Annotated in this window: 19 protein-coding genes; 7 read left to right on the top strand and 12 right to left on the bottom strand. The window is 56.9% G+C overall.

The window, feature by feature from the left end; all coding sequences use genetic code 11:
- Positions 1–61: 61 nt before the first annotated feature.
- Complete coding sequence (locus AC0CW1_RS14100) at positions 62–601, bottom strand: phosphohydrolase (RefSeq protein WP_488183641.1); 540 nt, start codon at positions 599–601, stop codon at positions 62–64.
- A 172-nt stretch (positions 602–773) separates the two neighbouring features.
- On the opposite strand from AC0CW1_RS14100, the gene AC0CW1_RS14095 reads away from it, so the two are divergent.
- The 3 genes from AC0CW1_RS14095 (at position 774) to AC0CW1_RS14085 (ending at position 3,603) form a co-directional block, all read left to right on the top strand.
- Positions 774–1,682, top strand: coding sequence for a LysR family transcriptional regulator (locus tag AC0CW1_RS14095; RefSeq protein ID WP_488183640.1), 909 nt, complete (start codon positions 774–776; stop codon positions 1,680–1,682).
- A 247-nt stretch (positions 1,683–1,929) separates the two neighbouring features.
- Positions 1,930–2,295, top strand: coding sequence for a hypothetical protein (locus tag AC0CW1_RS14090; RefSeq protein WP_488183639.1), 366 nt, complete (start codon positions 1,930–1,932; stop codon positions 2,293–2,295).
- 399 nt (positions 2,296–2,694) lie between these two features.
- Positions 2,695–3,603, top strand: coding sequence for a LysR family transcriptional regulator (locus AC0CW1_RS14085; protein ID WP_488183638.1), 909 nt, complete (start codon positions 2,695–2,697; stop codon positions 3,601–3,603).
- Here the strand turns inward: AC0CW1_RS14085 and gpmI are convergent.
- Entirely contained in the window at positions 3,580–5,142 is a 1,563-nt protein-coding gene (gpmI, locus tag AC0CW1_RS14080) for a 2,3-bisphosphoglycerate-independent phosphoglycerate mutase (RefSeq protein ID WP_488183637.1), read from the bottom strand. The genes AC0CW1_RS14085 and gpmI overlap by 24 nt on opposite strands.
- A 467-nt stretch (positions 5,143–5,609) precedes the next feature.
- On the opposite strand from gpmI, the gene AC0CW1_RS14075 reads away from it, so the two are divergent.
- The 3 genes from AC0CW1_RS14075 (at position 5,610) to AC0CW1_RS14065 (ending at position 8,668) form a co-directional block, all read left to right on the top strand.
- A complete protein-coding gene (locus tag AC0CW1_RS14075; protein ID WP_488183636.1) occupies positions 5,610–6,944 on the top strand; it encodes an NAD(P)/FAD-dependent oxidoreductase in 1,335 nt (444 codons plus the stop codon).
- A 283-nt stretch (positions 6,945–7,227) separates the two neighbouring features.
- Positions 7,228–8,208 carry an IS4 family transposase gene (locus AC0CW1_RS14070; RefSeq protein ID WP_488183635.1) on the top strand — a complete coding sequence of 327 codons (981 nt, stop codon included), beginning with the start codon at positions 7,228–7,230 and terminating at the stop codon, positions 8,206–8,208.
- The gene (locus AC0CW1_RS14065; RefSeq protein ID WP_488183634.1) at positions 8,177–8,668 is read left to right on the top strand and encodes an ExeA family protein; all 492 of its coding nucleotides are present in this window, start codon (positions 8,177–8,179) and stop codon (positions 8,666–8,668) included. Before AC0CW1_RS14070 ends, AC0CW1_RS14065 begins: the two co-directional genes overlap by 32 nt.
- Positions 8,669–9,190: 522 nt before the next feature.
- Here AC0CW1_RS14065 and AC0CW1_RS14060 read toward each other — a convergent pair.
- From AC0CW1_RS14060 to cdaA, 6 genes are all read right to left on the bottom strand, one after another.
- Entirely contained in the window at positions 9,191–9,811 is a 621-nt protein-coding gene (locus AC0CW1_RS14060; RefSeq protein WP_488183633.1) for a hypothetical protein, read from the bottom strand.
- Positions 9,812–10,135: 324 nt separating this feature from the next.
- A complete protein-coding gene (gene glmS, locus AC0CW1_RS14055; RefSeq protein WP_488183632.1) occupies positions 10,136–11,962 on the bottom strand; it encodes a glutamine--fructose-6-phosphate transaminase (isomerizing) in 1,827 nt (608 codons plus the stop codon).
- A gap of 466 nt (positions 11,963–12,428) precedes the next feature.
- Complete coding sequence (gene glmM, locus AC0CW1_RS14050) at positions 12,429–13,814, bottom strand: phosphoglucosamine mutase (RefSeq protein WP_488183631.1); 1,386 nt, start codon at positions 13,812–13,814, stop codon at positions 12,429–12,431.
- Between the two features lie 195 nt (positions 13,815–14,009).
- On the bottom strand, positions 14,010–15,743 hold the full coding sequence (locus AC0CW1_RS14045; RefSeq protein ID WP_488183630.1) for an NAD(P)/FAD-dependent oxidoreductase: 1,734 nt from the start codon (positions 15,741–15,743) through the stop codon (positions 14,010–14,012).
- A gap of 110 nt (positions 15,744–15,853) precedes the next feature.
- Positions 15,854–16,990 (bottom strand): CdaR family protein, encoded by a 1,137-nt coding sequence (locus AC0CW1_RS14040; RefSeq protein ID WP_488183629.1) that lies wholly within the window; start codon positions 16,988–16,990, stop codon positions 15,854–15,856.
- Positions 16,987–17,799, bottom strand: coding sequence for a diadenylate cyclase CdaA (cdaA, locus tag AC0CW1_RS14035; protein WP_488183628.1), 813 nt, complete (start codon positions 17,797–17,799; stop codon positions 16,987–16,989). Before cdaA ends, AC0CW1_RS14040 begins: the two co-directional genes overlap by 4 nt.
- A 128-nt stretch (positions 17,800–17,927) precedes the next feature.
- Between cdaA and AC0CW1_RS14030 the strand changes: the two genes are divergently transcribed.
- Positions 17,928–18,305 (top strand): small basic family protein, encoded by a 378-nt coding sequence (locus tag AC0CW1_RS14030; RefSeq protein ID WP_488183627.1) that lies wholly within the window; start codon positions 17,928–17,930, stop codon positions 18,303–18,305.
- A 249-nt stretch (positions 18,306–18,554) separates the two neighbouring features.
- Here the strand turns inward: AC0CW1_RS14030 and cimA are convergent, their stop codons facing one another.
- The 4 genes from cimA to leuC form a co-directional block, all read right to left on the bottom strand.
- Complete coding sequence (gene cimA / locus AC0CW1_RS14025) at positions 18,555–20,186, bottom strand: citramalate synthase (protein ID WP_488183626.1); 1,632 nt, start codon at positions 20,184–20,186, stop codon at positions 18,555–18,557.
- A gap of 252 nt (positions 20,187–20,438) precedes the next feature.
- Entirely contained in the window at positions 20,439–21,509 is a 1,071-nt protein-coding gene (gene leuB / locus AC0CW1_RS14020; RefSeq protein ID WP_488184166.1) for a 3-isopropylmalate dehydrogenase, read from the bottom strand.
- A 355-nt stretch (positions 21,510–21,864) separates the two neighbouring features.
- On the bottom strand, positions 21,865–22,365 hold the full coding sequence (gene leuD / locus AC0CW1_RS14015) for a 3-isopropylmalate dehydratase small subunit (protein ID WP_488183625.1): 501 nt from the start codon (positions 22,363–22,365) through the stop codon (positions 21,865–21,867).
- Complete coding sequence (leuC, locus tag AC0CW1_RS14010) at positions 22,365–23,627, bottom strand: 3-isopropylmalate dehydratase large subunit (protein ID WP_488183624.1); 1,263 nt, start codon at positions 23,625–23,627, stop codon at positions 22,365–22,367. The genes leuD and leuC overlap by 1 nt, the downstream gene beginning before the upstream one ends.
- Between the last annotated feature and the right edge of the window lie 202 nt (positions 23,628–23,829).

Raw genomic sequence — 23,829 nt, 5'->3', positions numbered from 1 at the left:
CCGATAATCACGACGGCAACTCAACCTTCCGTGCATCTACGCCAACAACGTAGGCATCTCTCTATTCACCGGTCAACCGGCGGAAGAGTCGTAGAAACTCTTTTTTGACAGCAGTAAAATCACGCTGCGTAAAATCATGGTCCATCGTCTTTTTCGGCGGCCGATCAAAGATCTGCTCATCCAATAAGGCCTCGAACTCCCAGAAAAGGAGCGCGTCATCGACCGCTTCGATCTGCTTCAATTCGGCCTCTGACAGATCACCCAAACCGAAGCGTTCATAGATGAGCCCTTGCAGCTTTTCCTCGATCCGGACGTACTCCGGCAGATTGCGCTTGACGGGCCGTGTCAAGTCAGAGAGGTAGCTTTCGCTGGCATCATGCAGCAGACAGCCAAGCTGCACCCGCTCGGAATAGCCGCGGCTTTTCGCTTCTTTGCAGCAGTTGAGGGCGTGCTGGGCCACCGAATAGAACTGTTTAAAGTGCCCGTTGGCCCGGGTCATCAGAGACAGGGAATGGGCGATGTCTTCAATATGGATGTCGGCGACTGCCGGTTCTAAGGGGTAGAACCTGATTTTGGAGCAGGTCAGGATGTAGTCGGCCATAGGTCACCCTCAATTCTATGTGGTAGCTTACGCGACTATTATACCTTTCCGGCACAAAAAGAACATCCATGACTGGAACTGTCCAGGCATGGATGTTTCAAAGAGACGGCGAATAGCACTTATGCTACACTATGAATGTAGCAAAGGGCGTAGACAGCGGAAAGGAGCGCCTATGTTCATCAATACTGAACTTTACCGCGCCTTTTATCTCGTCGCCAAGGAAGGCAGCATCTCGAAAGCAGCGGAGCAGTTGTACATCACCCAGCCGGCCGTGAGCCGTTCGATCCAGCAGTTGGAGGAAAAGCTCGGCTGTGTGCTCTTTTTTCGGACGCCGAAAGGGGTCAAACTGACGAAAGAAGGGGAACTCTTCTTCCCCTATGTGGAACAAGCCTTCAATTTCCTCTCCCTCGGCGAAAAGACGATCGCCCAGGTCAAGGAATTGGAAAAAGGCGAGATCATCATTGCGGCTGGCGATACGATCTGCAAGCAATTTCTCCCTCCCTACCTGAAATCGTTCAAAGAAGCTTACCCCGGCATCCGCATCCATGTGACCAATGAGAACACGCCGGCAACGATCCGCCTGCTGAAAAAAGGGCAAGTCGACATCGGTTTTGTCCACTCCCCCATCGTCAGCGACCCTTCGGCGACGGAGCACCTGTCCGTCTACGAGGTCTTTCCGATCCAGGACTGCTTTGTCGTCGGCGAAAAGTACAAGGCCCTAGCGGAACAGCCCCGTTCCCTGGAAGAACTGGCCCAGTGCCCCCTGATCCTACTGGAGAAAGGGAGCAGTTCCCGCATCTATCTGGAGAAGATCTTTGCCGAACACAATCTCGCCCTGAAGCCGGAGTTTGAGTTGAGCGACTTCGAACTGCTGATCCGCTTCGCCCGGATCGACTTCGGCGTGGCCTGCGTGATCAAAAACTTCATCACCGAAGAACTGGCCAACGGTTCCCTCTATGAGGTCAAGCCCTTGACGACCATCCCGCCGCGGCATGTCAGTGTGGCTCACCTGAAGATGCTCCCCCTGCGGACGGCGGCCAAAGCGTTCTTGTCCTTTTTGCTGCAAAACAAAGAGCCTTAGGAAAACAAATGCACCCTTAGCAGCTTTGCGAGCACGGCCAGATGGGGGATTTGTCATAACCGGGGATTATATCCCATATGCTGAATATGCATTACACTCTTGTGCGGGTTTTCGCTATAATCAAAACATCCATAAAATTAGGACAATGCTTATCCAGCCTTATGCGGCGACGATAGCATTGCCTTTTTTAACCCCCTGTAAGTGAAGATTTTAATTTATTCACCGAGTGTGGAAAGGAAGGATGAACATGCGCGAGTTTTGGAAGCGATTATTCCAAAGCAAGCCCTCGGTCCTCCGCGATTTGTTGCCGGAGCGGTTCTACGATTATATCGAGCAAAACCATGTTCATCCCGGCTATGAGACGATCGAACTGCGCCTTCCCAACGGGCAACTCGTCCATGTGATTTACCGCATGGGGTCATCGCCGAATTCCCCTTTTACTGTCACCTTGGGCAGTTGGCAATACAAAGCCTTTCCCAAACCGGATTTGTCGGCCATCGAAATGCGATTGGAAGAGAGGGATTCCTTGCGCCTTTCAGCAGCGGAATGGGTGGATTTGCTGCACCGGATTGAGACCACGCCGGTGAGGAGCAGCGAGCCGGTCTTTTGTTAGCTATTTGCCAGACATTTTGTTAGGCAGATAATTCTTTTTCGTAGATAAAAGGAAACATCCATAACTGGCGCTTTCCAGCATGGATGTTTTTTGCCTTACGGCAGGAGCATGGGCTGCTTACTTGGATGCACTCTTTTGCCATCCAACCCATCGACACTTGCTTGTGCTTATACTCTTAATGGTGTAAAGTGAACCTATAGGGACTCCGTTTTTTCTCGAGACGCTCAGATTTTGATCCTTGAGAACCGTGTTGACCTTGTTCTGCACGGTTCTTTTCGATCATTCAACAACGGTTTTTGTGACTCGCCCTGTATTCACGGATAGGCTCATTGTGATCGACAGCGAACCATGATAAAAATGTCATTTCAACATGCTGGGTGATGAGAGAAAGGAACGCATATGTTCATCAATATGGAGCTTTACAGGACCTTTTATACGGTTGCGCGGGAGGGAAGCATCTCCAAAGCGGCGGAGCAATTGTACATCACCCAACCGGCCGTGAGCCGGGCCATCCAACAGTTGGAGGAAAAAACGGGTTGTGTGCTCTTTTTCCGCACGCCCAAAGGCGCCAAGCTCACGAAAGAAGGGGAAATCCTGTTCCCTTATATTGAGCAGGCCTTCAACTTTGTTTCGCTGGGCGAAAAGTCGATCGCCGAGGTGAAAGAGCTCCAAAAAGGCGAGATCATCATCGGCGCCGGTGACACGATCTGCAAGCACTTCCTCCCTCCTCACCTGAGGGAGTTCAAAAAATCCTACCCCGGGATCCGGATTCATGTGACGAACCAGACAACGCCCTCGACGATCCAACTGCTGAAAAAGGGGGAAATCGACATCGGTTTCATCCACCTCCCCGTCGTCAGCGCAGCATCATCGGTTGACCAGTTATCGGTCTATGAAGTGATGCAGATTCAGGACTGCTTCGTGGCTGGCGAAAAATATAAAGAACTGGCCGAGTCACCGCGTTCGATCCAGGAGATTGCTCAGTATCCCTTGATCCTGCTGGAGAAAGGGAGCAGTTCCCGCATCTATATCGAAAAGTACCTGGCCCAACACAACCTGGCGATCAAGCCGGAATTTGAATTGAGCGACTTTGAACTCCTCATCCGGTTCGCCTTGATCGACTTCGGTGTAGCCTGTGTGATTAAAGATTTTATCTCCGAGGAATTGGACAATGGCTCCCTCTATGAGATCAAGCCGCTCGAACCGATTCCGCCGAGACACGTCGGCGTCGTTCATCTCAAAGCGATTCCCCTGCGGGCGGCAGCCAAAGAGTTTTTGTCTTTCTTAACGAAACAGAGGCTCGATTAGACTGCATCCCGTCATCTCAGCCGGTCTCGGCAATTGCAGCAGTTCCAGTACGGTAGGGGCGATATCCTGCAGGCTGCCCTGCTGACGGAGCCGGGTTCCCTTTGTTTTCGCCTGTTCATCAATCAGGATGAAGGGAACGGGAGAGGTGGTATGGGCCGTAAAGGGACCTCCCTCTTCATCAAGCATCTTTTCGGCATTGCCATGATCGGACGTGATGATGACGGCGCCATGTTGTTTAAGAAAAGCTGGAACGATTTCGCCGAGACAGCGGTCCACCGTCTCCACAGCCTGCCGGGCGGCGGCCAGGTCTCCCGTATGGCCGACCATATCCGGATTGGCGAAGTTGACGATATAGAGATCGTGCCTGCCCTCGGACAGTTTCTGCAATAGTGCTTCCGTCACAGACGGCGCCGACATCTCCGGTTGCTGATCATAGGTCGCCACCTTTGGCGAAGGGATCAGAAGACGCTCCTCACCAGGATACTGGGCTTCCACACCGCCATTGAAAAAGAAGGTGACATGGGCGTACTTCTCTGTTTCCGCCAGTCGAAGCTGCCGCAGGTGATACTTGGACAGCCAGGCACCGAGAGTATTTTCCATCCTCGTGGGCGGAAAGGCCACGGGGGCCGCAATCGTCTTGTCATATTCGGTCATGCAAACAAATTCGACGTAAGGCCGGTCCTTGCCACGGACAAAACCGGAAAAGTCTACGTCAACAAAGGCGCGGGTGATCTGCCGGGCGCGATCAGGCCGAAAATTAAAGAAAATCAGGGCATCACCATCGCGTACGGTGGCGACGGAACCATCGGCTTCATCGACCATGATCGTCGGCTGGACAAACTCGTCCGTCTCTCCCTGCTGATCGGCTTGTTCCAGGGCATCCAGCGGGGTTGTCGCCTTTCGCCCTTCTCCGTAGACCATAGCGCGGTACACCTTCTCATTCCGGTCCCAGCGTTGGTCACGATCCATGGCGTAATAGCGTCCTGAGATGGTGGCCACCGTTCCCACGTGGATACCCTGCAGGAAGTCCTGGAGCGCGCCTATGTAGTTGCGAGCGCTCGACGGCGGGACATCGCGTCCATCTAAGAAGGCATGGATGTAGACCCGGGAGACATCGTTCCGTCTGGCCATCTCCACGAGCGCCTTGAGATGGTCCAGGTGGCTGTGCACCCCTCCGTCAGAGAGCAACCCCATCAGGTGAAGGGCCGTCCCCCGCGCTTTGACTTTTTGGAGCGCCCCAAGGAGCACCGGATTCTCAAAAAAGTCACCATCTTTGATCGCCTTGGAGATGCGCGTCAGTTCCTGATAGACGACCCTGCCGGCGCCCATATTCAGGTGTCCCACTTCCGAATTACCCATCTGCCCCTCGGGCAGACCGACAGCTTCTCCGGAGCACGCCAGCATCGTTGCGGGGTACTCCCTTTTCCAACGGTCCATATTCGGTGTCTTCCCTTGAAAAATCGCGTTGCCGTCCTGTTCGTTCCGGCAACCCCAGCCATCGAGGATGACGAGCGCCAGGGGTCCTTTGTTGTTTTGCATGTTCCCCACCTCTTCGTTTTCAAAGTCATGGGCAATAAAAAAAGGGCTGACCCGATCGTCATTCAGATCAGCCCTTGCAGAGGGCTTAGCATGGTGATACCTGCCAGGCATTCTTGTGAATACCTTCATTTTCACTTGACACCTTCATTATAGGCGATCGTCATTTATAAATAAAATAAATGTTCGGCATGGTGGGTATAATCAATGAACATGCCTTTTGAGTAATGTCACGATTGCTACCATCTACTTCCAATTGGAATTCCCTCCAGCAGCTCTTGCTATGCCTCCCGCTTATAACCCTTATACTGAATATGCATTTCACGAATCGATGGGTTTTCAACTATAATCAATGCATCGACAAACACAAGGGCGATATTGACCAAACCTTATACTAGCGTCAATATTGCCCTTTCATACACCCCATTTGTGAAGATTTTAATTAATTCGTTTCGATGGAGGGACCTCACATGAAGAAGCCGAAACCACGCGTTGTCATTTTAGGAGCCGGCTACGCAGGCATCCTGACCGCCCGGCGGCTGCAAAAACTCCTCCGCCGTGATGAGGCGGAGATCGTCCTCGTCAACAAGCATGATTACCATTACCTGACGACATGGCTCCATGAGGTGGCTGCCGGCACGGGCGACGAAGAGCACATCAGCATCTCCATCCGGGACGTGATCGATACGGAACGAGTCCGTTTCATCAAAGACACCGTCGTGGAAGTCGAAAAAGAGACGCAACGCGTCGTGCTCGCCCATGGAGAAACCCTTTCTTATGATTACCTCGTGGTGGCCCTCGGTTTCACCCCAGCGACCTTCGGCATCCCCGGCCTTCAACAACATGCCCTTGCCATTCGCAGCATGAACAGCGCCCGAAAAATCCGGCATACGATTGAAGCTCGTTTTGCCGAGTTTGCCAAAAAGAGAACAGCAATCTCGCGAGCGGCTGAGGCGACGGACGCGAAGGCGGGGGGCGCAACAACAAAAGAAGAAACCACTATAGACGTTCGGGAAATGTTGACCTTCGTCATCGGAGGCGCTGGCTTTACGGGGATCGAGTTTGCGGCCGAATTGGCGGAACGAGCGCCTGCGCTCTGCAAAGAGCACGGGATCGATCCTCGGCGTGTACGGGTGATCAACGTGGAAGGCGGCCCCTCGATTCTGGGCGGATTTGACCCCGCCATGATTGCCTACGCGAAAGCATCCTTGGAGCGCCTGGGCGTTAACATCCGGCTCTCCACAAAAATTCAATCGGTCGATGCCGAAGGCGTCACCCTTCTGACAGACAACGGCGAAGAGCGGATCGCACCGGCGACTGTCATCTGGACCGGCGGCGTGCAAGGAAACCCGGTGGCATGCAACGGCGCTTTCGAAGCCCCTCGCGGTCGGATCCCCGTCGGCGTTGACTTGCGGACCCCCGAACATGCGAATGTTTTCGTCCTGGGCGACTGCTCCGCTTTTTTCGACGAACGAACAGGCCGCCCCTTCCCTCCGACAGCCCAACTCGCCATCCTGCAATCGAAGGTGTGCGCCGAGAATATCGCCACGTTGGTGCGCGGCGGCCGGGAATTGAAGGCCTTTGTCCCCTTCATGAAGGGCACCGTGGCCTCGATTGGAAGTCATGACGCCGTGGGCGATGTCTTTGGCATCAAACTGCGCGGCAAGCCAGCCCTGTGGATGAAAGCCATCGCCGATATCCGCTACTTCTTGCTGTTGGGGAATCCGAAGCTGCTCTTTGGTAAAGGCAAGCTTCCGGTCTACATGGCCCCGGCTGGCTACCGGCAACTCCTTAGCAGCAAATAATCAACGTACTCTAAGGGCTAACTTTCGATTTCCCCATAACTGTTTCCGCCGGCCTCTGAAGCAAACCATTGGCTACGCTCGTATGTGCGGTAAATAGTTTTATTTTTCATATGTTTTTTCTTTTTTAACTCAAACTTCGCACCTTGAAAGTGGGCTTGGAGCCTAGAAATAAAAGGCTTCATCCATGACGAAAAAGCCATCTTGACACAGAAAAAGTGCACCCCTGTTTGGTAAAATGTAAGTGACCAAACCAACATTCCAAACAGAAGGGGTGCACACTCTAATGGTACACCAAGACAATCCGTCTGAAAAGCTCATTTCCAGTTTTGAACGTTTATTTAAGACCCTAAAGATTGGGCAGACCCTGCATGCATGCGGCATTCGTAAAACCTGCGGCATCCGAGTCATGGACATATTTGGCGTTCTCTTTTCCCTCGCTTTTTTGGGGAAAAGTCTCCACCGTTACCTCGGCAGTGAACGCGGAGAAGAACTGCCGAGCAAAGACACATACTACCGTTTTTTGAATCATGCGCGCTATTCGTGGAGGAAATTCCTGCTGACACTTGCGGCGCAAGTGATTCGTTGCTTTCGTGACCTCACATCGTCTCAGCGGGTCAAGGTGTTTATCTTGGATGATTCGGTTCTTTCAAAAAACCGTTCCAAGAAAGCGGAATTGTTGGCGCGCGTATATGATCATTCGAAGGGAATCTTCGTGCATGGCTATACGCTGCTGACGCTGGGATGGTCCGACGGATTCAGCTTTGTTCCGGTGGACTTTGCCGTACTCAGTTCCGCAAAAAACACCAACCGCCTCGTAGAGAACCCGGAGCATCTGGATAAAAGAACCTGTGGATACCGCCGTCGCAAGGAAGCGGTGGAGAGGAAGCCGCAAGTGGCCTCCCAGTTACTCGATCATGCCCTAGCAGCCGATATAGCGGCGGATTATGTGTTGATGGACACCTGGTTTACCAATGAGCCTATGATTGCGTGCATATTGGAGAAGGGGCTTCATGCCATCGGCATGGTCAAGGACTTAAAGCAACGTTATTCCTTGGCAGGGGCATCCTACTCGCTTTCCCAACTGCGCTCTCGCTTCGTTGCCAAAAACGGTACGGAAATCATCGGCTCCATCTGTGTCCACACCAAGCAAGGCATCCCCGTGAAGCTTGTATTCATTCGCAACTCCTGTCCCTGTTGTAATAGAGCACTGAACGGGATCGGAAGCCGAACAGTTGGGGGCGGAATCGAAGTTCTATCGCGGTGACGCCAAGCGGCAACTTCACCGGGAAGTGGAACTGATGCGGGGGATCCATCGCCTGCAGATCGTGGTGATTGTCGACGAAGCTCACCTGCTGGACCGGGAGATGCTCGAAGAGGTCCGCTTTCTTCTGAACTTCAAGATGGACGCCCAGAGCCCCATGGCGTTGATTCTCGTCGGGCAGAGCGAGTTGGAAGAAAAGCTGCAACTCCAGGCCTATGCGGCAATCCGGCAACGAATCGATCTCCGGTGCCGATTGATGCACTACGATCGCGCGCAAGTCGGGGAGTATGTAAAACGGCACCTTGCTTATGCCGGCGCCGTCCACGATATCTTTTCCGATGGGGCTGTCGATGAGATATATCGCTTCTCCAGCGGCGCCGCCCACCTGATCAACAAGGTCTGCACCCATTGCCTGCTCTATGGCGCACAAAACGGGCGCCGAATCATTGACGTCATATGGTAAAGCTGGTGGTCCAGGGAGAATTGAACTGATTCTCCCTTTTTTCCTGCCCTGGTGTTCTCGCGAACGTGGCCCGAATCGCACACCCCGACGTCAACCGCCTAATGGATCGTCTTCCATACAGACTGGCGTCTGTCAAGGGACGCCGAAGGCGGGGCGCAGCCCTTGCCCTTGACAGGCGACGGTCTGTATGAGACCCTCCGAAAGGCGGTGACGGCGGGATCGCAGCATCGAGCCGGCATGCATTGCCTTGACAGTGAATCCGTCAAGTTTCGGACAATTAACATCGTCTATTTCTGGACGTTATACCTTAGCTGTAACAGTATCCAAGAAATCGTTTGGTTATCCATCGTATCCCCCTACGGTCTTTTCAAATGCAGGAAAAGTATTTCCCAATCATCCGCCTTCCATACCATTTACCTGATTCAAGAATAAATTGTATAAATAAGAGCAAGCAACATGGGCCAGAATCGGCCTTGTCGTCTAAAAAAACCTGCCATTTCACTCTTAGCGAGGATGGCAGGTTTACTGTAATCGTATATTCCCAACATCGATTACAATATAGTCCATCCATTCATTAACGATATGTATAATTCCAAAGGGAGAAGACTCATCAGTGGCGCCGCGAATATGGCGAGTTGAATAGTCAATAAGGTAGGCCTGCATCAATCCGTTATACCCCGACATATCTTCCGACAATAGCATATTTTCTAAAATTGACTTATAGGCGATTCTGCTGCGGTGATAAAACTCATTGGCCTCTTCGACGGACTGCCATGCCGATTCAATCATTCGAAAGGAAGAATTGTTGATCCGTTGTCGATTCTTAACGGTTTCTTGAATATTAACCCTGCTCTTACGTTCTCCGTATGTAATACCTCCAATGAGGAGCCCCAGCACAAACAGTCCCGTAAAAACAACGAAGGATAAGATCCCGTAGCCTTGAAAGTCATCCGTATTCAATGCAAAAACAAGATACCGTACGATAAGCCCACTGAGCCATGTCGCGAACGGTTTCGGTGATTCTATCGTCGCTTCGATCCAGAGAACGAAAAGAAAAAGAACGAAGAACTTCTCGATGTGGTCCAGTATGACCGCGCGGACTATTTTACTAATCCGCCGCTTCCACTGATAGAATAAGTCCATGCATATCCCTCACTCCCTACACGTTATTATAGGTCAGGATATGGGTAGATAAAAAGAACCATTTTTGTAAGACTCAGCTTCGATTGTATCTGTAACTCCTTTCATTACATAAAGGTCTGTTTCCTTTTTCATATGTACTCCTACCTAAGAAACACTTTTCAATTAGCTTTGCCAAAAACATGTAGTCATAATCATTCTCCATAAATGGGAGTTTCGATGAGGCAATCCATCGGCTATGTAACCTCAACGGATAAAAAAAGACCAACAGAAGCCTAGCTCGCTTCCATTGGTCTTTTTAACGATATCTATTTACCTTACCGGTTCTTACTCCACTGTCACACTCTTCGCCAAGTTCCTTGGCTTATCGACATCACATTCCCGCGCCACAGCCGTGTAGTACGAGAGCATCTGCAAGGGCACCACCGCCAGGATCGGCGTCAAGGCCGCATGGGTGCGCGGAATAGTGAGGACGTGTTCGGCGAACTTGCCGATCTCCTTGTTCCCCTCCTGGGCCACGGCAATGACGTAGGCGTCGCGGGCTTTCACCTCTTGGATGTTGGAGACGGTCTTGTCGAGGACCTGCTCCTGGGTGGCCAGGGCGATGACGGGGATGTTGTCGGTGATCAGGGCCAGGGTGCCGTGCTTCAGTTCGCCGGCGGCGTAGGCCTCGGCATGAATGTAGGAGATCTCTTTGAGCTTCAGGGAGCCTTCCAAGGCGACGGCGTAGTCGATGCTGCGGCCGATGAAGAAGACATCATCCCAGCCTTTGATCTGTTCGCTGATCTCCTTCACCTTGTCGGCCTGGGCCAGCACCGTTTCCACCTGGCCCGGGATAGCTTTTAGCGACTCGGCGATGGCCTTGATCTCACTGCAGGGCAGGGCGCATTGGCACTGGGCCAGGGCCAGGGCGACGGTGAGCATGGCGGCCAGTTGGGTCGTGTAGGCTTTGGTGGAGGCGACGGCGATCTCCGGGCCGGCCCAGGTGTAGAGGACCGAATCAGCTTCCCGGGCGATGGTGGAGCCGACGACGTTGGTCACGGCTAAGACTTTGGCGCCTTTGGACTGGGCTTCCCGCAAGGCGGCCAAGGTGTCCGCCGTCTCGCCGGACTGGCTCACGACGATGACCATGGTCTTTTTGTTGATGATCGGGTTTCGATAGCGGAACTCGGAGGCGATGTCCACCTCGACGGGGATGCGGGCCAGGTTTTCGATGACGTATTTGCCGACGAGACCGGCGTGGTAGGCGGTGCCGCAGGCCACGATGACCACTTTGTTGGCTTTGCGCAGCAGTTCCGTGTCGATGCCGATTTCGTCCAAGTTGACGCCGTCTTCGTTGAAGCGGCCCTTGATGGTGTCCCGCAAGGCCTTAGGCTGCTCGTAGATCTCTTTGATCATGAAGTGGTCGTAGCCGCCTTTTTCGGCTGCCACGGCGTCCCACTTGACCTCAAAGACCTCTTTGGCGATGACCTCGCCTGAACCGGCCGCTTTGATGACAGCGCCTTCGGCGGTCAGGACGGCCATCTCGCCATCGTTCAAGATGTAAGTGCGGCGGGTGTGGGCCAGGATGGCCGGGATGTCCGAGGCCAGGAAGTGTTCGCCGTCACCGAGACCGACGACGAGGGGGCTGTCTTTGCGGACAGCAACGATCTTCTCCGGTTCGAGGCGGCAGAGGAAGGCCATGGCGTAGGAGCCTTCGATGGCCCCGACGACCTTATGGACGGCCGCTTCCAGGTCGCCCTCGTAGAAGGTCTCGACGAGGTGGGCCAGCACCTCCGTATCGGTCTCCGATTTGAAGGTATGTCCTTTGGCGATGAGGTCTTCTTTGAGGGACTGGAAGTTCTCGATGATGCCGTTATGGACGACGGCGAAGTCGCCCTGGCAGTCCTGGTGGGGATGGGAGTTTTCGTCCGACGGTTTGCCGTGGGTGGCCCAGCGGGTGTGGCCGATGCCGATCTGGGAGCCGAAGTTACAGTAACTCAGCCGGCCTTCCAAGACGGCTAGTTTGCCTTTGGCCTTGCGGACTTCGATCTTGCCCGCTTCCATGACAGCGACGCCTGCCGAGTCATAGCCGCGGTACTCCAGTTTTTTGAGACCTTCTACGAGAATGGGGGCGGCTGCTTTGCCGCCGATGTAGCCAACGATACCGCACATGGGTGGATTCTCCTCTCTTCATTTGGATGCCGGGGACTGTGCTCGACTCGAAAAAAGGGTGCAAAAAAGCCGCCGCTCTCGTTAATTTCTTCACGAGACTGTGGCGGCCGAAAGGCACAGATCTATCCCGACACTCACCACCAGCCCTTTGTCCCCGCGATTGCTCCCGGGATTTGTGGCTTGGCTGCGGCCGTGAGCGGCCGAGGGGCACCCGCCGAAAACTTCGATAAACCCCTGCCTCGTCAACCGGCGATCGCCGGTTCTGGCGCTGTGCGATTCACTTGTCGTTTTAGTCATCTGACCTTACGGCCCTTTTTTGAGTCATGATCATTGTATCAGTGAGGCTTGTCCGGCGCAACCCTGCGAATGAAAAAATCAATAATGAAAGAAGTTCCCACCGGCTCTACCCGATAGGAACTTCTCATGAGTATTATCGATTTGGGCGGCTGTTTCTCATCCAAACCAGTTATTCCGCGAACTTTCGGAACACCTCAGCGATTTCCTCGACGATCTGCTTCAGTTCCTCCGGATCCGGCCCTTCCCCCATCACCCGAATCAGCGGCTCGGTGCCAGAAGGGCGGACAAGGATGCGGCCTCGGCCTTCCAGCTTCGTTTTTCCGGCTTCCACGGCGGCCTGCGCTTCCGGCGCGTCCATGCAGCTCTTGTCTTTGACGCGCACGTTGACAAGGAGTTGGGGAAGCTGCTGCATCTGGGCGGCCAGTTCAGAGAGGGGTTTGCCCGTCTCTTTCATGACCGTCAACAGTTGCAGGCCCGTGAGCACACCGTCGCCGGTGGTATTGTGCTGCAAGAAGAGGATGTGGCCCGACTGCTCGCCGCCAAAGACTGCGCCTGCTTCCAAGAGCGCCTCTAAGACGTAACGGTCGCCTACTTTCGTCTCGACGATGTGGATCCCGGCAGCTTTCAGCGCCAGGTGCAAGCCCATGTTGCTCATGACGGTGACGGCGACGGTGTCCTTGGGGAGTTGTCCTTTGGCTTTCATATGTAAGGCGCAGGTGACCATGATCCGGTCGCCGTCGATGATCTGTCCCGTCTCGTCGACGGCGATGAGCCGGTCGGCGTCGCCGTCATGGGCCAGTCCGATGTGGGCGCTGTGGGCGACGACGGCCTCGGCCAGCTTTTCCGGGTGGGTGGAGCCGCAGCCGTCGTTGATGTTCGTGCCGTCGGGCTCGCAGAAGATGGTGACGACCTCGGCGCCCAACTCCCGCAGGATCCGGGGGGCGACCCGGAAAGCGGCCCCGTTGGCGCCATCGACGACAACCTTGAGGCCGGAGAAATCGACGGGAACGGTGGACTTGAGATACTCGACAAAGAGGGTCTCTGCATCGGCGACGGGACGCACCCGGCCCACCTGGGTACCGGTCGGCGCCGGCAGCCCGTCAGCATGATGCCCTTCGGCGTCGCCGCCGACGTTGTCCAGTGCCTGGCCGTTCTCGCCGAGGACGTAGCGCTCGATCTCCTCTTCTACGGCGTCGGGGAGTTTGAAGCCGGAGGCGGAGAAAAACTTGATGCCGTTGTCGGCGACGGGGTTATGGGAGGCTGAGATGACGACGCCGGCGGTCGCTTTCAATTTCCGCGTCAGATAGGCGATGCCCGGTGTAGGCAGCACGCCCACCGGGAGCGCCTCGCCGCCGACCGAGGTGATGCCGGCGATCAGCGCCGCCTCCAGCATGTCGCCGGAGATGCGCGTGTCCTTGCCGATGACGATGCGGGGATGGGGCGCTTCCTTGCTGAGCACATAGGCGCCGGCCCGCCCCAGTTTAAACGCCAGTTCCGGCGTCAGTTCGCTGTTGGCGACGCCGCGCACTCCATCGGTTCCAAATAATCTTCCCACTTCTCAATTTCCCTCTCTTTTTTGACTAATCCGCTACAGTGGTTCGCTATAGGGGTTCGCTACAGTTGTTCGCTATAGTGGTTCCCCCATATTGGTTCCGCTTTAATTCGTTCCGCTCGTTCTGCTACAATCTACAACCATTTCTACGCTGACATCTTCATATACTCTGCTTGTCCTCGCTGTAATGAAAACGTGCTACCGCTCCATCAACCGGTAGGTGGCGATGATTGCCTCGGCGAGGCGCAAGCCGTCGACGGCGGCGCTGACGATGCCCCCGGCATAGCCGGCCCCTTCCCCGCCCGGGTAGAGCCCCTCGACACCGGGTGACTGCAGCGATTCGTCACGGCTGATGCGCCAGGGCGACGAGGTGCGCGTCTCCACGCCGGTCAGGACGGCTTTGGGCAGGTCGAAACCCTGGATCTTGCGACCAAAGTCGGCCAGGCCGGCGGCCAGCGCCTCGCCGACCCCTTTGGGCAGACAGTCGCGCAGGTTGGACGCTGTGACGCCGGGACGGTAGGTAGGTTGGACAAGGGTGTCCGACAAGTCGCCCTTTTGGTCGGCCAGAAAGTCGCCCACCGTCTGCGCCGGCGCGCGGTAATCCTCCCCGCCCAGCGCAAAAGCTTTGCGCTCCCAGATCCGCTGAAACTCGGCGCCGCCGAGGGGGCCTGGTTCCGTGTAATCGTCAGGATTTACCGATGCGACGAGAGCCGAGTTGGCGACGCTGGTGTCGCGGGCATAAGCGCTCATGCCGTTGGTGACGACGCCACCCGCTTCCGAGGCGGCGGCCACCACCTGGCCGCCGGGGCACATGCAGAAGGAAAAGACGGTTCGTCCGGCCTCAGCCAGTTTGGTGTGCAGGTTGTAGTCGGCGACGCCGAGGCGCTCATGACCGGCAAACTCGCCGTATTGGGCGCGGTCGATCAGTTCTTGGGGATGTTCGACCCGCAGACCGATGGCGAAGGGCTTTGCCTCCATCACCACCTCTTGGGCGTAGAGGTTTTTCGCCGTGTCGCGGGCGCTGTGGCCGATGGCCAGGATGACCAGGTCAGCGGCGAGTTCAAGGCCGGAACGAGGCGTTCCCGAGAGGGTAAGTCCGGAGTAGATGTTCCCTATCTTTGCGCTGTTTCCTTCCGCTTCGTTCTCCGAACCCGTGTCCGTTAGCTCAACACCCGGCGCTAGCCGCACGCCGGCCACCCGCCGGCCCAGGGCCGTTTTTTCGAGAATCAGTTCCCCCACAAGGGCGCCGAAAAAGACTTGCCCGCCGAGCGCCAACAGGCGCTGCCGCAAGTTGCGCACCACCTGGCGCAGGACATCGGTGCCGACGTGGGGTTTTGCCTTATAGAGGATCTCCTGGGGTGCGCCGGCTTCGGCAAGCCACTCGAAGACTTCGTTGATCCGGGGGTCGTGGGTGCGGGTCGTTAGCTTGCCGTCGGAAAAGGTCCCTGCGCCGCCTTCACCGAACTGGACGTTCGAATCGGCTTTCAGTTCCCCCGTCTCCCAGAAGCGGTCCACATCGGCCGCCCGCCGGTCCACGTCGTAGCCGCGCTCCAGCAGGATGGGCGTAAAGCCAGCTTCGGCAAGCTTCAAGGCAGCGAAGTAGCCGCAGGGACCGGCGCCAACGACGACGGGACGGCGCTTTAAGGGCTGGTTGCCGCGCAACAGGGGCGTCCTTTTTTCCTCCGGGACAAGGCTCACCTGGGGGTCTTTGTCCATGATTCCCGGCGGCAGTTTGACACCGGTTTTGAGGGTGACCTCTACCGTATAGACGAGGCGGATCTCCGCTTTTTTGCGGGCGTCGACGGCCTCGCGCAGGATCGTCATGTCTTCGATCTGGCCAGGCTTCAGCCCGATCCGGCGGGCTGCTTTTGGCAAAAGGCGCCCGGCGTCTTCCGACAGCCCGGCGCGCAGGTTGGCAATGCGAATTTTCAAGACCGATACGGCTCCTCACGTTATCGTTGATGAGCTTGGTTCATGCGATTTGTTTCATGGCGTTCGTCAATGGCCTGTGCCGACGGGTGGAATAATGCTTTCTAGCCTTTCTAGCGGGCTGGTCCCCCGGTCCCTGTTCCCCCTGTCGCTCCGCCCCCAGCCCCGCCTGTTGTTCCGCCGGAGGTCGCTCCACCTGTTCCGGTTCCACCGCCGCCCGGTTCCTTGCCAGGCTCGGTCGGCGTGGCCCCACTGCCAGTGGTCGGCTTCGTCTCATCGGGAGGAAGGGAGGGCGGCAGGGTGGGTGGTGGCGACGGTTGGTCTGCCGGTCCGATGGAGACCATGACCCGCACAGCCGTAAGGGCCGCATTGACGGGCCGCACACCGGCAGGCAGGGCCAGGTTTGCATCTTTGACGACATCGCCCCGAGCGCCGTTGATATCGACGGGCGATGTGGCCAAGGCGCGCAGGTCGGCGAAGCCCTCCGCCGGCATTGTGACCGACAGGCTGGACGGCTCGACCCGAGTGGACAGCACCTTATACCCCGGGGCAGGCGAACCGGTGACGAGCGGCTGGACGGTGACCGTTTTGGTCGTCATCTCCTGGATGACCGGCACGGTTACCTCGATCGATTTTGGCGAGATCTGTACGCGCGAATCGTCGCCGAGAGCTGGCTCCAAGACGCGGACCGGCAGGGAGCGGGTGAAGTTCTCCTTGGCGCCGACGGGGATCTGGACACCGACATGCTGGATCAGGCGCAGCTTGTCGCGGGGACCGCTGACGACGACCTCCGCCGGGCGGAGGGTTGGATCACCGACGCGGAAGCCGGCCGGCATGTTGCCTTTGAACTCCCAAGTCAACGGCAGCGTCCTTGTCTCCAGCACATCCACGTTCAGGTTGAGTTCAGCCGGCGTTTTGCTGATGATCTGCACATTCGGCGGCGCGTCCACGGTAACGCCGATGGTCATCGGTCCCGGCTTCACCCCGGTCAGGATGAGGCGGGCGCGAAAGTCCCGAGAGGACAGGTTGGCCATGATCGCCTTTGGCCCCTTGACGCGCAGTTCCACCACGGTGGGCGGTTCCGGGTCGAGGACATAACCGGCCTCGAGGCCCTCCCGCTCCAGTTGGACGGGAAAGGTCTGGATGCCCTGCTGTTCGGCGTTCACATAGACCCACAGCAGGATGGCGATGGCGAGGGCCGCCAGTTTATAGAGCCAGTTGCGGCGCGCTGTTCCGGCAATGTCCATCATGGGTTGCTCCTCCATTGCCAGAACGAACGGGCGTTTGTCGTTCTCGGTTGCAGCAGTTCCTCCAGCCGCGAACGGAGGGAGGTTTCATCGAGAAAACGGGTCAGCTTGCCGTCCACCGCCATGGATAGGTTTCCCGTCTCCTCGGAGACGATAACCGCGACGGCGTCGGACTGTTCCGTGATGCCGATCCCTGCCCGGTGGCGGGTGCCCAGTTCCCGGGCGAGGCCCGGCTCATCCGTAAGCGGCAGGTAGCAGGCGGCGGCAGCAACACGATCGCCGCGTACGACGACAGCGCCATCATGGAGCGGCGTTTTGGGAATAAATATGTTCACAAGAAACTCGCCGGACACCTTGCCATCGATCCATGTGCCTGTCTCGATGACATCATTGACGCCAGTCTTGCGCTCAATGATGATCAGGGCGCCGATTTTGTTTTTCATCAGGACACCAACGGCCCGCACGATCTCGCCGATCAAGAAGCTGCGGTCCTCGTCGGCCATGACGGCGATCTGGGCCGGGAAGAGTTTGCCGCGGCCCAACTGCTCCAACGTTCGGCGCAGCTCCGGCTGGAACACGATCGGCAGCGCCACGATCAAGGCGGTCCATGCCTGTTTGAGCAGCCAACTCAGGGTGTTCAAGCTCAGGGCCTCACTGAGGTATGAGGCGATGATCAACACACCGAACCCTTTGAGCAGTTGGACCGCACGGGTGCCCTTGATGAACATGGTCAGCCGATAGATGATGAAAGCGACCGCAACGATGTCAAGTACGGCCATAAAATTGAAATTCTCCAAGTTCGGTGGAAACATCGTCATCACCTCCCTGCATAGAAATTCTCTCTCAGCGGGGAAAATCCCTTGTGGCAAAATCCGGTTTGCGACTATAATGGAGGCAAAGTGACAAAGATTTTTTCTGGTCGAGGTGGTGACAAAGAAAGATGTGGCTACCGCTGGTTGGGTTGGCTCTCGGCATTTTTTTCGGATCCGTTTTATCCATTACCATCCCCATGGAGTATGCCAAATATATGTCCGTCGCCGTTCTGGCGGCGCTGGACTCGGTCTTCGGCTCCCTCCGGAGTTTCCTGGAAGACAAATTTGACGCCCTTGTCCTGCTGACCGGCTTTTTTACCAACGCCGTTCTGGCGGCCCTGCTGGCCTACATCGGCGACCGCCTCGGCGTGGACCTCTTTATGGCGGCTGTCTTCGCCTTCGGCGTGCGAATTTTCCAAAACCTCGCTGTCATCCGCCGCTACGTGATTGACCGCATCGTTCGCCCCCGGACAAAAAGCCAGCCGAATCCGATCGAAAAGATCTAATCTGATTCGAGCAGTTGATTCCTAGAATTCACCCATGTCATTATGACGAAATATGTCGTAAAAAAGTTCCATGTCGAATGGTTCTCTGAAAAAACAGAGCCTGCCCACCGGGCAGGCTCTTTCTGTTTTCTCTTTGCCGCTTTGGATTTGTCGTTTCTTTTGTCGTATTCTTTGATCGTATTCTTTTGCAGGCTCATTTCTCTCTTCCCTTTCTCACTGCAAAAACAATACGATAACATGCCGATCTTATTACGCCGGTCGGGAAGATTCGGCTTGCTCCAGAGAGGATTCCTGGGATTGTTCCTGCGATTGTTCCCGGGAGCGTTCCCGCAAGTATCCGTAGAGGAAGGAATCCATCAACGCCTGCCAAGAGGCTTCGATGATGTTGGCCGAGACGCCCACGGTACTCCAGGAGTCGTGTGAGTCGCGCGTCTCGATGAGGACGCGGACCTTGGCCTCGGTAGCATCTTTCCCGTCGAGGACACGCACCTTGTAGTCGGTAAGGTGGCATTCGCTCAGGAAGGGGTAGTAGCTGACGAGGGCTTTGCGCAGTGCGTTGTCGACGGCGTTGACGGGACCATTGCCCTCGGCGGCTGTGTGCACGACCTGGTCGTCGACGCGCAGCTTGATCATGGCTTCCGAGGTGAACTCGGCGTCGGAACGCTTCTCGATGATCAGGCGAATCGAATCAAGGACGAAAGGCACCGGATCTTCGCCGAAGGCGCGCCGCAACAACACCTCGAAAGACGCTTCTGCCCCTTCGAACTGGAATCCCTGGTGCTCCAGGTTCTTGATCTGCTCGATGATCTGCTTCGTATCAGCGTTCTGCCGGTTGACGTCGAGGCCCAATTCCTTGGCTTTGTAGATAACGTTGCTCATGCCGGACAGTTCCGACACGAGGACGCGGCGTTGATTGCCCACCGTTTCCGGCTGGATATGTTCGTAGGTGTCGGGATCCTTCAGCAGGGCGGAAACGTGAATGCCGCCCTTATGAGCGAAGGCCGAGTGGCCGACAAAAGGCATGTCGTTGCGCAAGGGCATGTTAGCGATCTCGCCGACATAGTGGGCCGTTTCGGTCAGCGAGGCCAGTTTGCCCTCCGGCAGGCACTCCATCTTCATCTTCAACTGGAGGTTAGGGATGACGGAACAGAGGTTCACGTTCCCGCAACGTTCGCCATAGCCGTTCATGGTGCCTTGCACCTGGCGGGCGCCAGCCATCACGCCCATGATCGAGTTCGCCACCGCCAGGTCGCCGTCGTTGTGGACGTGAACGCCCACTGGAGCGCGCAGGGTGAAGACCATCTCCTGGGTGATGGACAGCATATCATGGGGCAGTGTGCCGCCGTTGGTGTCACAGAGGACGATCCAGTCGGCACCAGCCTTTTCCGCCGTCATTACGACTTCTTTGGCATACTCGGGATTGCCTCTGTAGCCGTCATAGAAGTGTTCGGCGTCGAAGACGACTTCCCGTCCCTGCTCTTTTAAATAGGTGATCGACTCGCGCACCAGGCGCAGATTTTCTTCCAAGGTTGTCCGCAGGGCCGCCGTGACGTGAAAGTCCCAGGCCTTGCCGAAGATCGTGACGACCGGCGCGCCTGATTGGACGAGCGCCTGCAGGTTGGCGTCATCGCAAGCCTTGACGCCAGGACGGCAGGTAGAGCCGAAGGCGGCGATCTTGGCCTGTTTCCAGGTCATCTGCTGAGCCCGTAGGAAGAACTCCATGTCTTTGGGGTTGGATCCAGGCCATCCGCCCTCAATGTAGGCTACACCCAGTTGGTCCAAACGTGCTGCGATTTTAACTTTGTCTTCCACACTGAGGGAGATGCCTTCCCCCTGGGTTCCGTCGCGAAGCGTCGTGTCATAAATGAATACACGATCCAATCGGGGGCACCTCTTTCTCGTACTTTTACGCTTGACCGTAAGCTAGCGCGATGCAGCGGCTTCCGCGACGGTCAATATGATGTGGATGGCACGCACGTCCGTTGGACCCAAAGCGCAGGAGCGTCAGAGAAGGTTCTCTGAGGACTGCTCTGATGCAGCGTTGCGATACCGGCGGGACAGCGACGCGTACCGATAACCGTTGCTTGAACTTGTGAAGTCAAGCCAATTCGCCGGAGATAAGGAAAGAGCCGGTCAAGCCAGCTCTTCCAACACTCGGTCCGTCATCTCTTCGGTGTTGACCAGTGTTTTTCCTGCTTCCATGATGTCGCCGGTGCGATATCCTTTCGCCAACACCGCTTCCACGGCCGCTTCGATGGCGCGGGCTTCGGCGACGCGGTTGAAGGAGTACTCCAGCATCATCGCCGCCGACAGAATGGTGGCGATGGGGTTGGCCTTTTTCTGGCCGGCGATATCCGGGGCGGAGCCGTGGGCCGGTTCGTAGAGGGCGACCTGGCCGCCGATGGAGGCTGACGCCAGCATGCCCAGGGAGGCCGAGAGCATGGAGGCCTGGTCGGAGAGGATGTCGCCGAAGGTGTTTTCCGTGACGACCACGTCGAACTGGCTCGGTCTGCGGACGAGTTGCATGGCGGCGTTGTCGACGTACATATGGGTGACGGTGATGTCCGGATATTCGGCGGCGAGGCGGTTGACCGTCTCCCGCCAGAGGCGAGACGATTCGAGAACGTTCGCCTTGTCGACAGAGCAGAGCTGTTTGTTGCGCTTGCCGGCTGCTTCAAAAGCCAGGCGGGCGATGCGCTCGATTTCGGGTGTCGAGTAGACCATGGTGTCCCAGGCCTTCTGACCGCCCTCGATGTCTTCGCGGCCTTTGGCGCCAAAGTAGAGGCCGCCGGTGAGTTCGCGGATGATGACCATGTCGGTGCCGGCGAGGACCTCTTTTTTGAGGGTCGACGCGTCGGCCAGGGCCTCATAGGTGCGGCAGGGGCGGACGTTGGCGTAAAGGCCCAGTTCCTTGCGCAGGGGCAGGAGGGCGCCTACTTCGGGACGGAGGTGGGTCGGCAGGTCGTCCCATTTAGGACCGCCGATGGCGCCGAGGAGAATGGCGTCGCTGTTCCGGCACAGGTCGAGTGTCTCCTGCGGCAGGGGGTGGCCCGTCTTATCGATGGCGATGCCGCCGATGAGCCCCTCGGTGAAGGAAAAAGAGAGGCCGTATTTGGCTCCGATGGCCTCCAGGACACGGATCGCCTGGGGCACGATTTCGGCGCCGATGCCGTCGCCGGGAAGCACTGCGATGCGGTAGGTCAACAATGCTCTTCCTTTCGTGTAGCCGGGGGCGGCCGTTCGTTCGCTTAGGGCTTCGCGGCGGCTCGCTCCGGATGCTCCGCTAGGGCGCCAAACCTCTGGGCTTTTCTGCATGTGAACCATGGCGCCCTTACCGCTTCGCATCTCTCGCTCGCTTTTCGCCGCTACGCCCAAACCGCTCACGAACGGACGCCCCCGGCTGGTAATCTGCTGTTATCTGTTACGTTAGTACAAGGGCCGGAGATTCTTCGGGGGTATACGATGGAAGTCTTTGGCCAGTAATTGCGGTGACTGCAGTTATCGAGGTGACTGCAGTCATCGACTATGTGGCATGTCCGCTGTCCGCTATGTCCGGTGATTACTTCCCTGCTTCGACACGGGTTTTGACGTACTGCATGAGGCCGCCGGCGTGGATGATCGATTGCATGGAGGCCGGGAGGGCTTTGGCAGTGTAGGTCTGGCCGGTGGTCATGTTGAAGATGACGCCTGTGTCGGCGTTAACGGTGACGACGTCGCCTTCGCGGATGCCGTCAACGGCCTCGGGGCATTCGAAGATGGGGAGGCCGATGTTGATGGAGTTGCGGAAGAAGATGCGGGCGAAGGACTTGGCGATGACGCAGGGAACGCCGGAGGCCTTGATGGCGATGGGGGCGTGTTCCCGTGAGGAGCCGCAGCCGAAGTTCTTGTCGGCGACGATGATGTCGCCTTGGCGCACCTTCTGGGGGAAGGCGGGGTCAGCGTCTTCCATGCAGTGTTTGGCCAGTTCTTCCGGCGATGTGGTGTTCAGGTAGCGGGCCGGGATGATGGCGTCGGTGTCAATGTCCTTGCCGAATTTCCAAACGCGTCCGGTGAATTCCATTATTCCACCTCCCGGGGATGGACGATGCGCCCGGCGATGGCCGAAGCGGCGGCCACGTTAGGTCCGCACAGGTAGACTTCGCTTTCGGGGTGGCCCATGCGGCCGACGAAGTTGCGGTTCGTCGTCGCCAAAGCGCGCTCCCCTTTGGCCAGGATGCCCATGTGGCCGCCCAGGCAGGGGCCGCAGGTGGGCGTCGACACGGCAACGCCGGCGTCGATGAAGATATCCATCAGGCCTTCCTTGATGGCCTGCTTGTAGATGGCCTGGGTGCCGGGAAAGACGACGCAGCGGACATTCTTGTGCACCTTTTTGCCTTGCAGGATCTTAGCGGCCATGCGCAGGTCTTCGATGCGGCCGTTTGTGCAGGAGCCGATGACGACCTGGTCGATCTCGACGTGACCGGCTTCGCTGACGGGACGGGTGTTTTCCGGCAGGTGCGGGAAGGCCACGACGGGCTCCAGCTTTTCCACGTCATACTTGATGACGCGGGCGTATTTGGCGTCGGGGTCCGACTCGTAAACCTTGTAGGGGCGGGTGGCCCGCTCTTCCACATAGGCCAGCGTCTTTTTGTCCGGGGCGATGATGCCGTTTTTGCCGCCGGCTTCGATGGCCATGTTGCACATGGTCATGCGGCCGTCCATGGACAGGTCGTCGATGGCGGAACCGGTGAACTCCATCGACTGGTAGAGGGCGCCATCGACACCGATATCGCCGATGGTGTGCAGGATCAGGTCCTTGCCGGTGACGTCCTCAGGCATCTTGCCTTCATACTCGAACTTGATCGCCTCGGGAACCTTGAACCAGGCTTCGCCGAGGGCGATGCCAGCCGCCAGGTCGGTCGAGCCGACGCCGGTGGCGAAAGCGCCCAAGGCGCCATAGGTGCAGGTGTGGGAGTCGGCGCCGATGACGGTGTCACCAGGCACAACGAGCCCTTTTTCCGGTAGCAGGCAGTGCTCGATGCCCATATCGCCCACATCATAGTGGTGGGTGATGTCATGCTTACGGGCGAAGTCCCGCACGATCTTCGACTGCTCCGCCGACTTGATGTCCTTGGCCGGCACGAAGTGGTCCTGGACCAAAACGACCCGATCTTTATCGAATACCGCATCCAGGCTGGCCTTCTCCAGTTCCTTGATGGAAACGGGCGCCGTAACGTCGTTGGCCAGGACCAGATCCAGCTTCGCCTGGATCAATTCCCCCGGCTCCACCGACGCCTTCCCGGCATGCGCCGCCAATATCTTTTCTGTAATGGTCATACCCATGGCTGTCTTGAACGCCTCCTTTTATTAACGGGCTATGTTTTTTTCTGCAACTACGGGCTGTTAACGTTCAACTTACCGAAGTGCAGTTGAATAGGGGCAGTTCGTTTACTGGGGGCAGATGCATTTGGTAAGTTCACATATGGGAATGCTCATTTGAAGTAAGGCCTGGGGAGTGGATGCGCTGCGAGCGGTTTGAGCGGAG

The organism is Heliomicrobium sulfidophilum (genome assembly GCF_057715735.1).
Note: the sequence above shows the minus strand (reverse complement) of the source record. Positions and strands in the feature narration are given on the sequence as shown.

Excerpts from the sequence above, each read along its gene's own strand:
- AC0CW1_RS14100 (WP_488183641.1), bottom strand. The coding sequence starts at position 601 with ATGGCCGACTACATCCTGACCTGCTCCAAAATCAGGTTCTACCCCTTA.
- AC0CW1_RS14095 (WP_488183640.1), top strand. The coding sequence starts at position 774 with ATGTTCATCAATACTGAACTTTACCGCGCCTTTTATCTCGTCGCCAAG.
- AC0CW1_RS14090 (WP_488183639.1), top strand. The coding sequence starts at position 1,930 with ATGCGCGAGTTTTGGAAGCGATTATTCCAAAGCAAGCCCTCGGTCCTC.
- AC0CW1_RS14085 (WP_488183638.1), top strand. The coding sequence starts at position 2,695 with ATGTTCATCAATATGGAGCTTTACAGGACCTTTTATACGGTTGCGCGG.
- gpmI (WP_488183637.1), bottom strand. The coding sequence starts at position 5,142 with ATGCAAAACAACAAAGGACCCCTGGCGCTCGTCATCCTCGATGGCTGG.
- AC0CW1_RS14075 (WP_488183636.1), top strand. The coding sequence starts at position 5,610 with ATGAAGAAGCCGAAACCACGCGTTGTCATTTTAGGAGCCGGCTACGCA.
- AC0CW1_RS14070 (WP_488183635.1), top strand. The coding sequence starts at position 7,228 with ATGGTACACCAAGACAATCCGTCTGAAAAGCTCATTTCCAGTTTTGAA.
- AC0CW1_RS14060 (WP_488183633.1), bottom strand. The coding sequence starts at position 9,811 with ATGGACTTATTCTATCAGTGGAAGCGGCGGATTAGTAAAATAGTCCGC.
- glmS (WP_488183632.1), bottom strand. The coding sequence starts at position 11,962 with ATGTGCGGTATCGTTGGCTACATCGGCGGCAAAGCAGCCGCCCCCATT.
- AC0CW1_RS14040 (WP_488183629.1), bottom strand. The coding sequence starts at position 16,990 with ATGATGGACATTGCCGGAACAGCGCGCCGCAACTGGCTCTATAAACTG.
- cdaA (WP_488183628.1), bottom strand. The coding sequence starts at position 17,799 with ATGTTTCCACCGAACTTGGAGAATTTCAATTTTATGGCCGTACTTGAC.
- AC0CW1_RS14030 (WP_488183627.1), top strand. The coding sequence starts at position 17,928 with ATGTGGCTACCGCTGGTTGGGTTGGCTCTCGGCATTTTTTTCGGATCC.
- leuD (WP_488183625.1), bottom strand. The coding sequence starts at position 22,365 with ATGGAATTCACCGGACGCGTTTGGAAATTCGGCAAGGACATTGACACC.
- leuC (WP_488183624.1), bottom strand. The coding sequence starts at position 23,627 with ATGGGTATGACCATTACAGAAAAGATATTGGCGGCGCATGCCGGGAAG.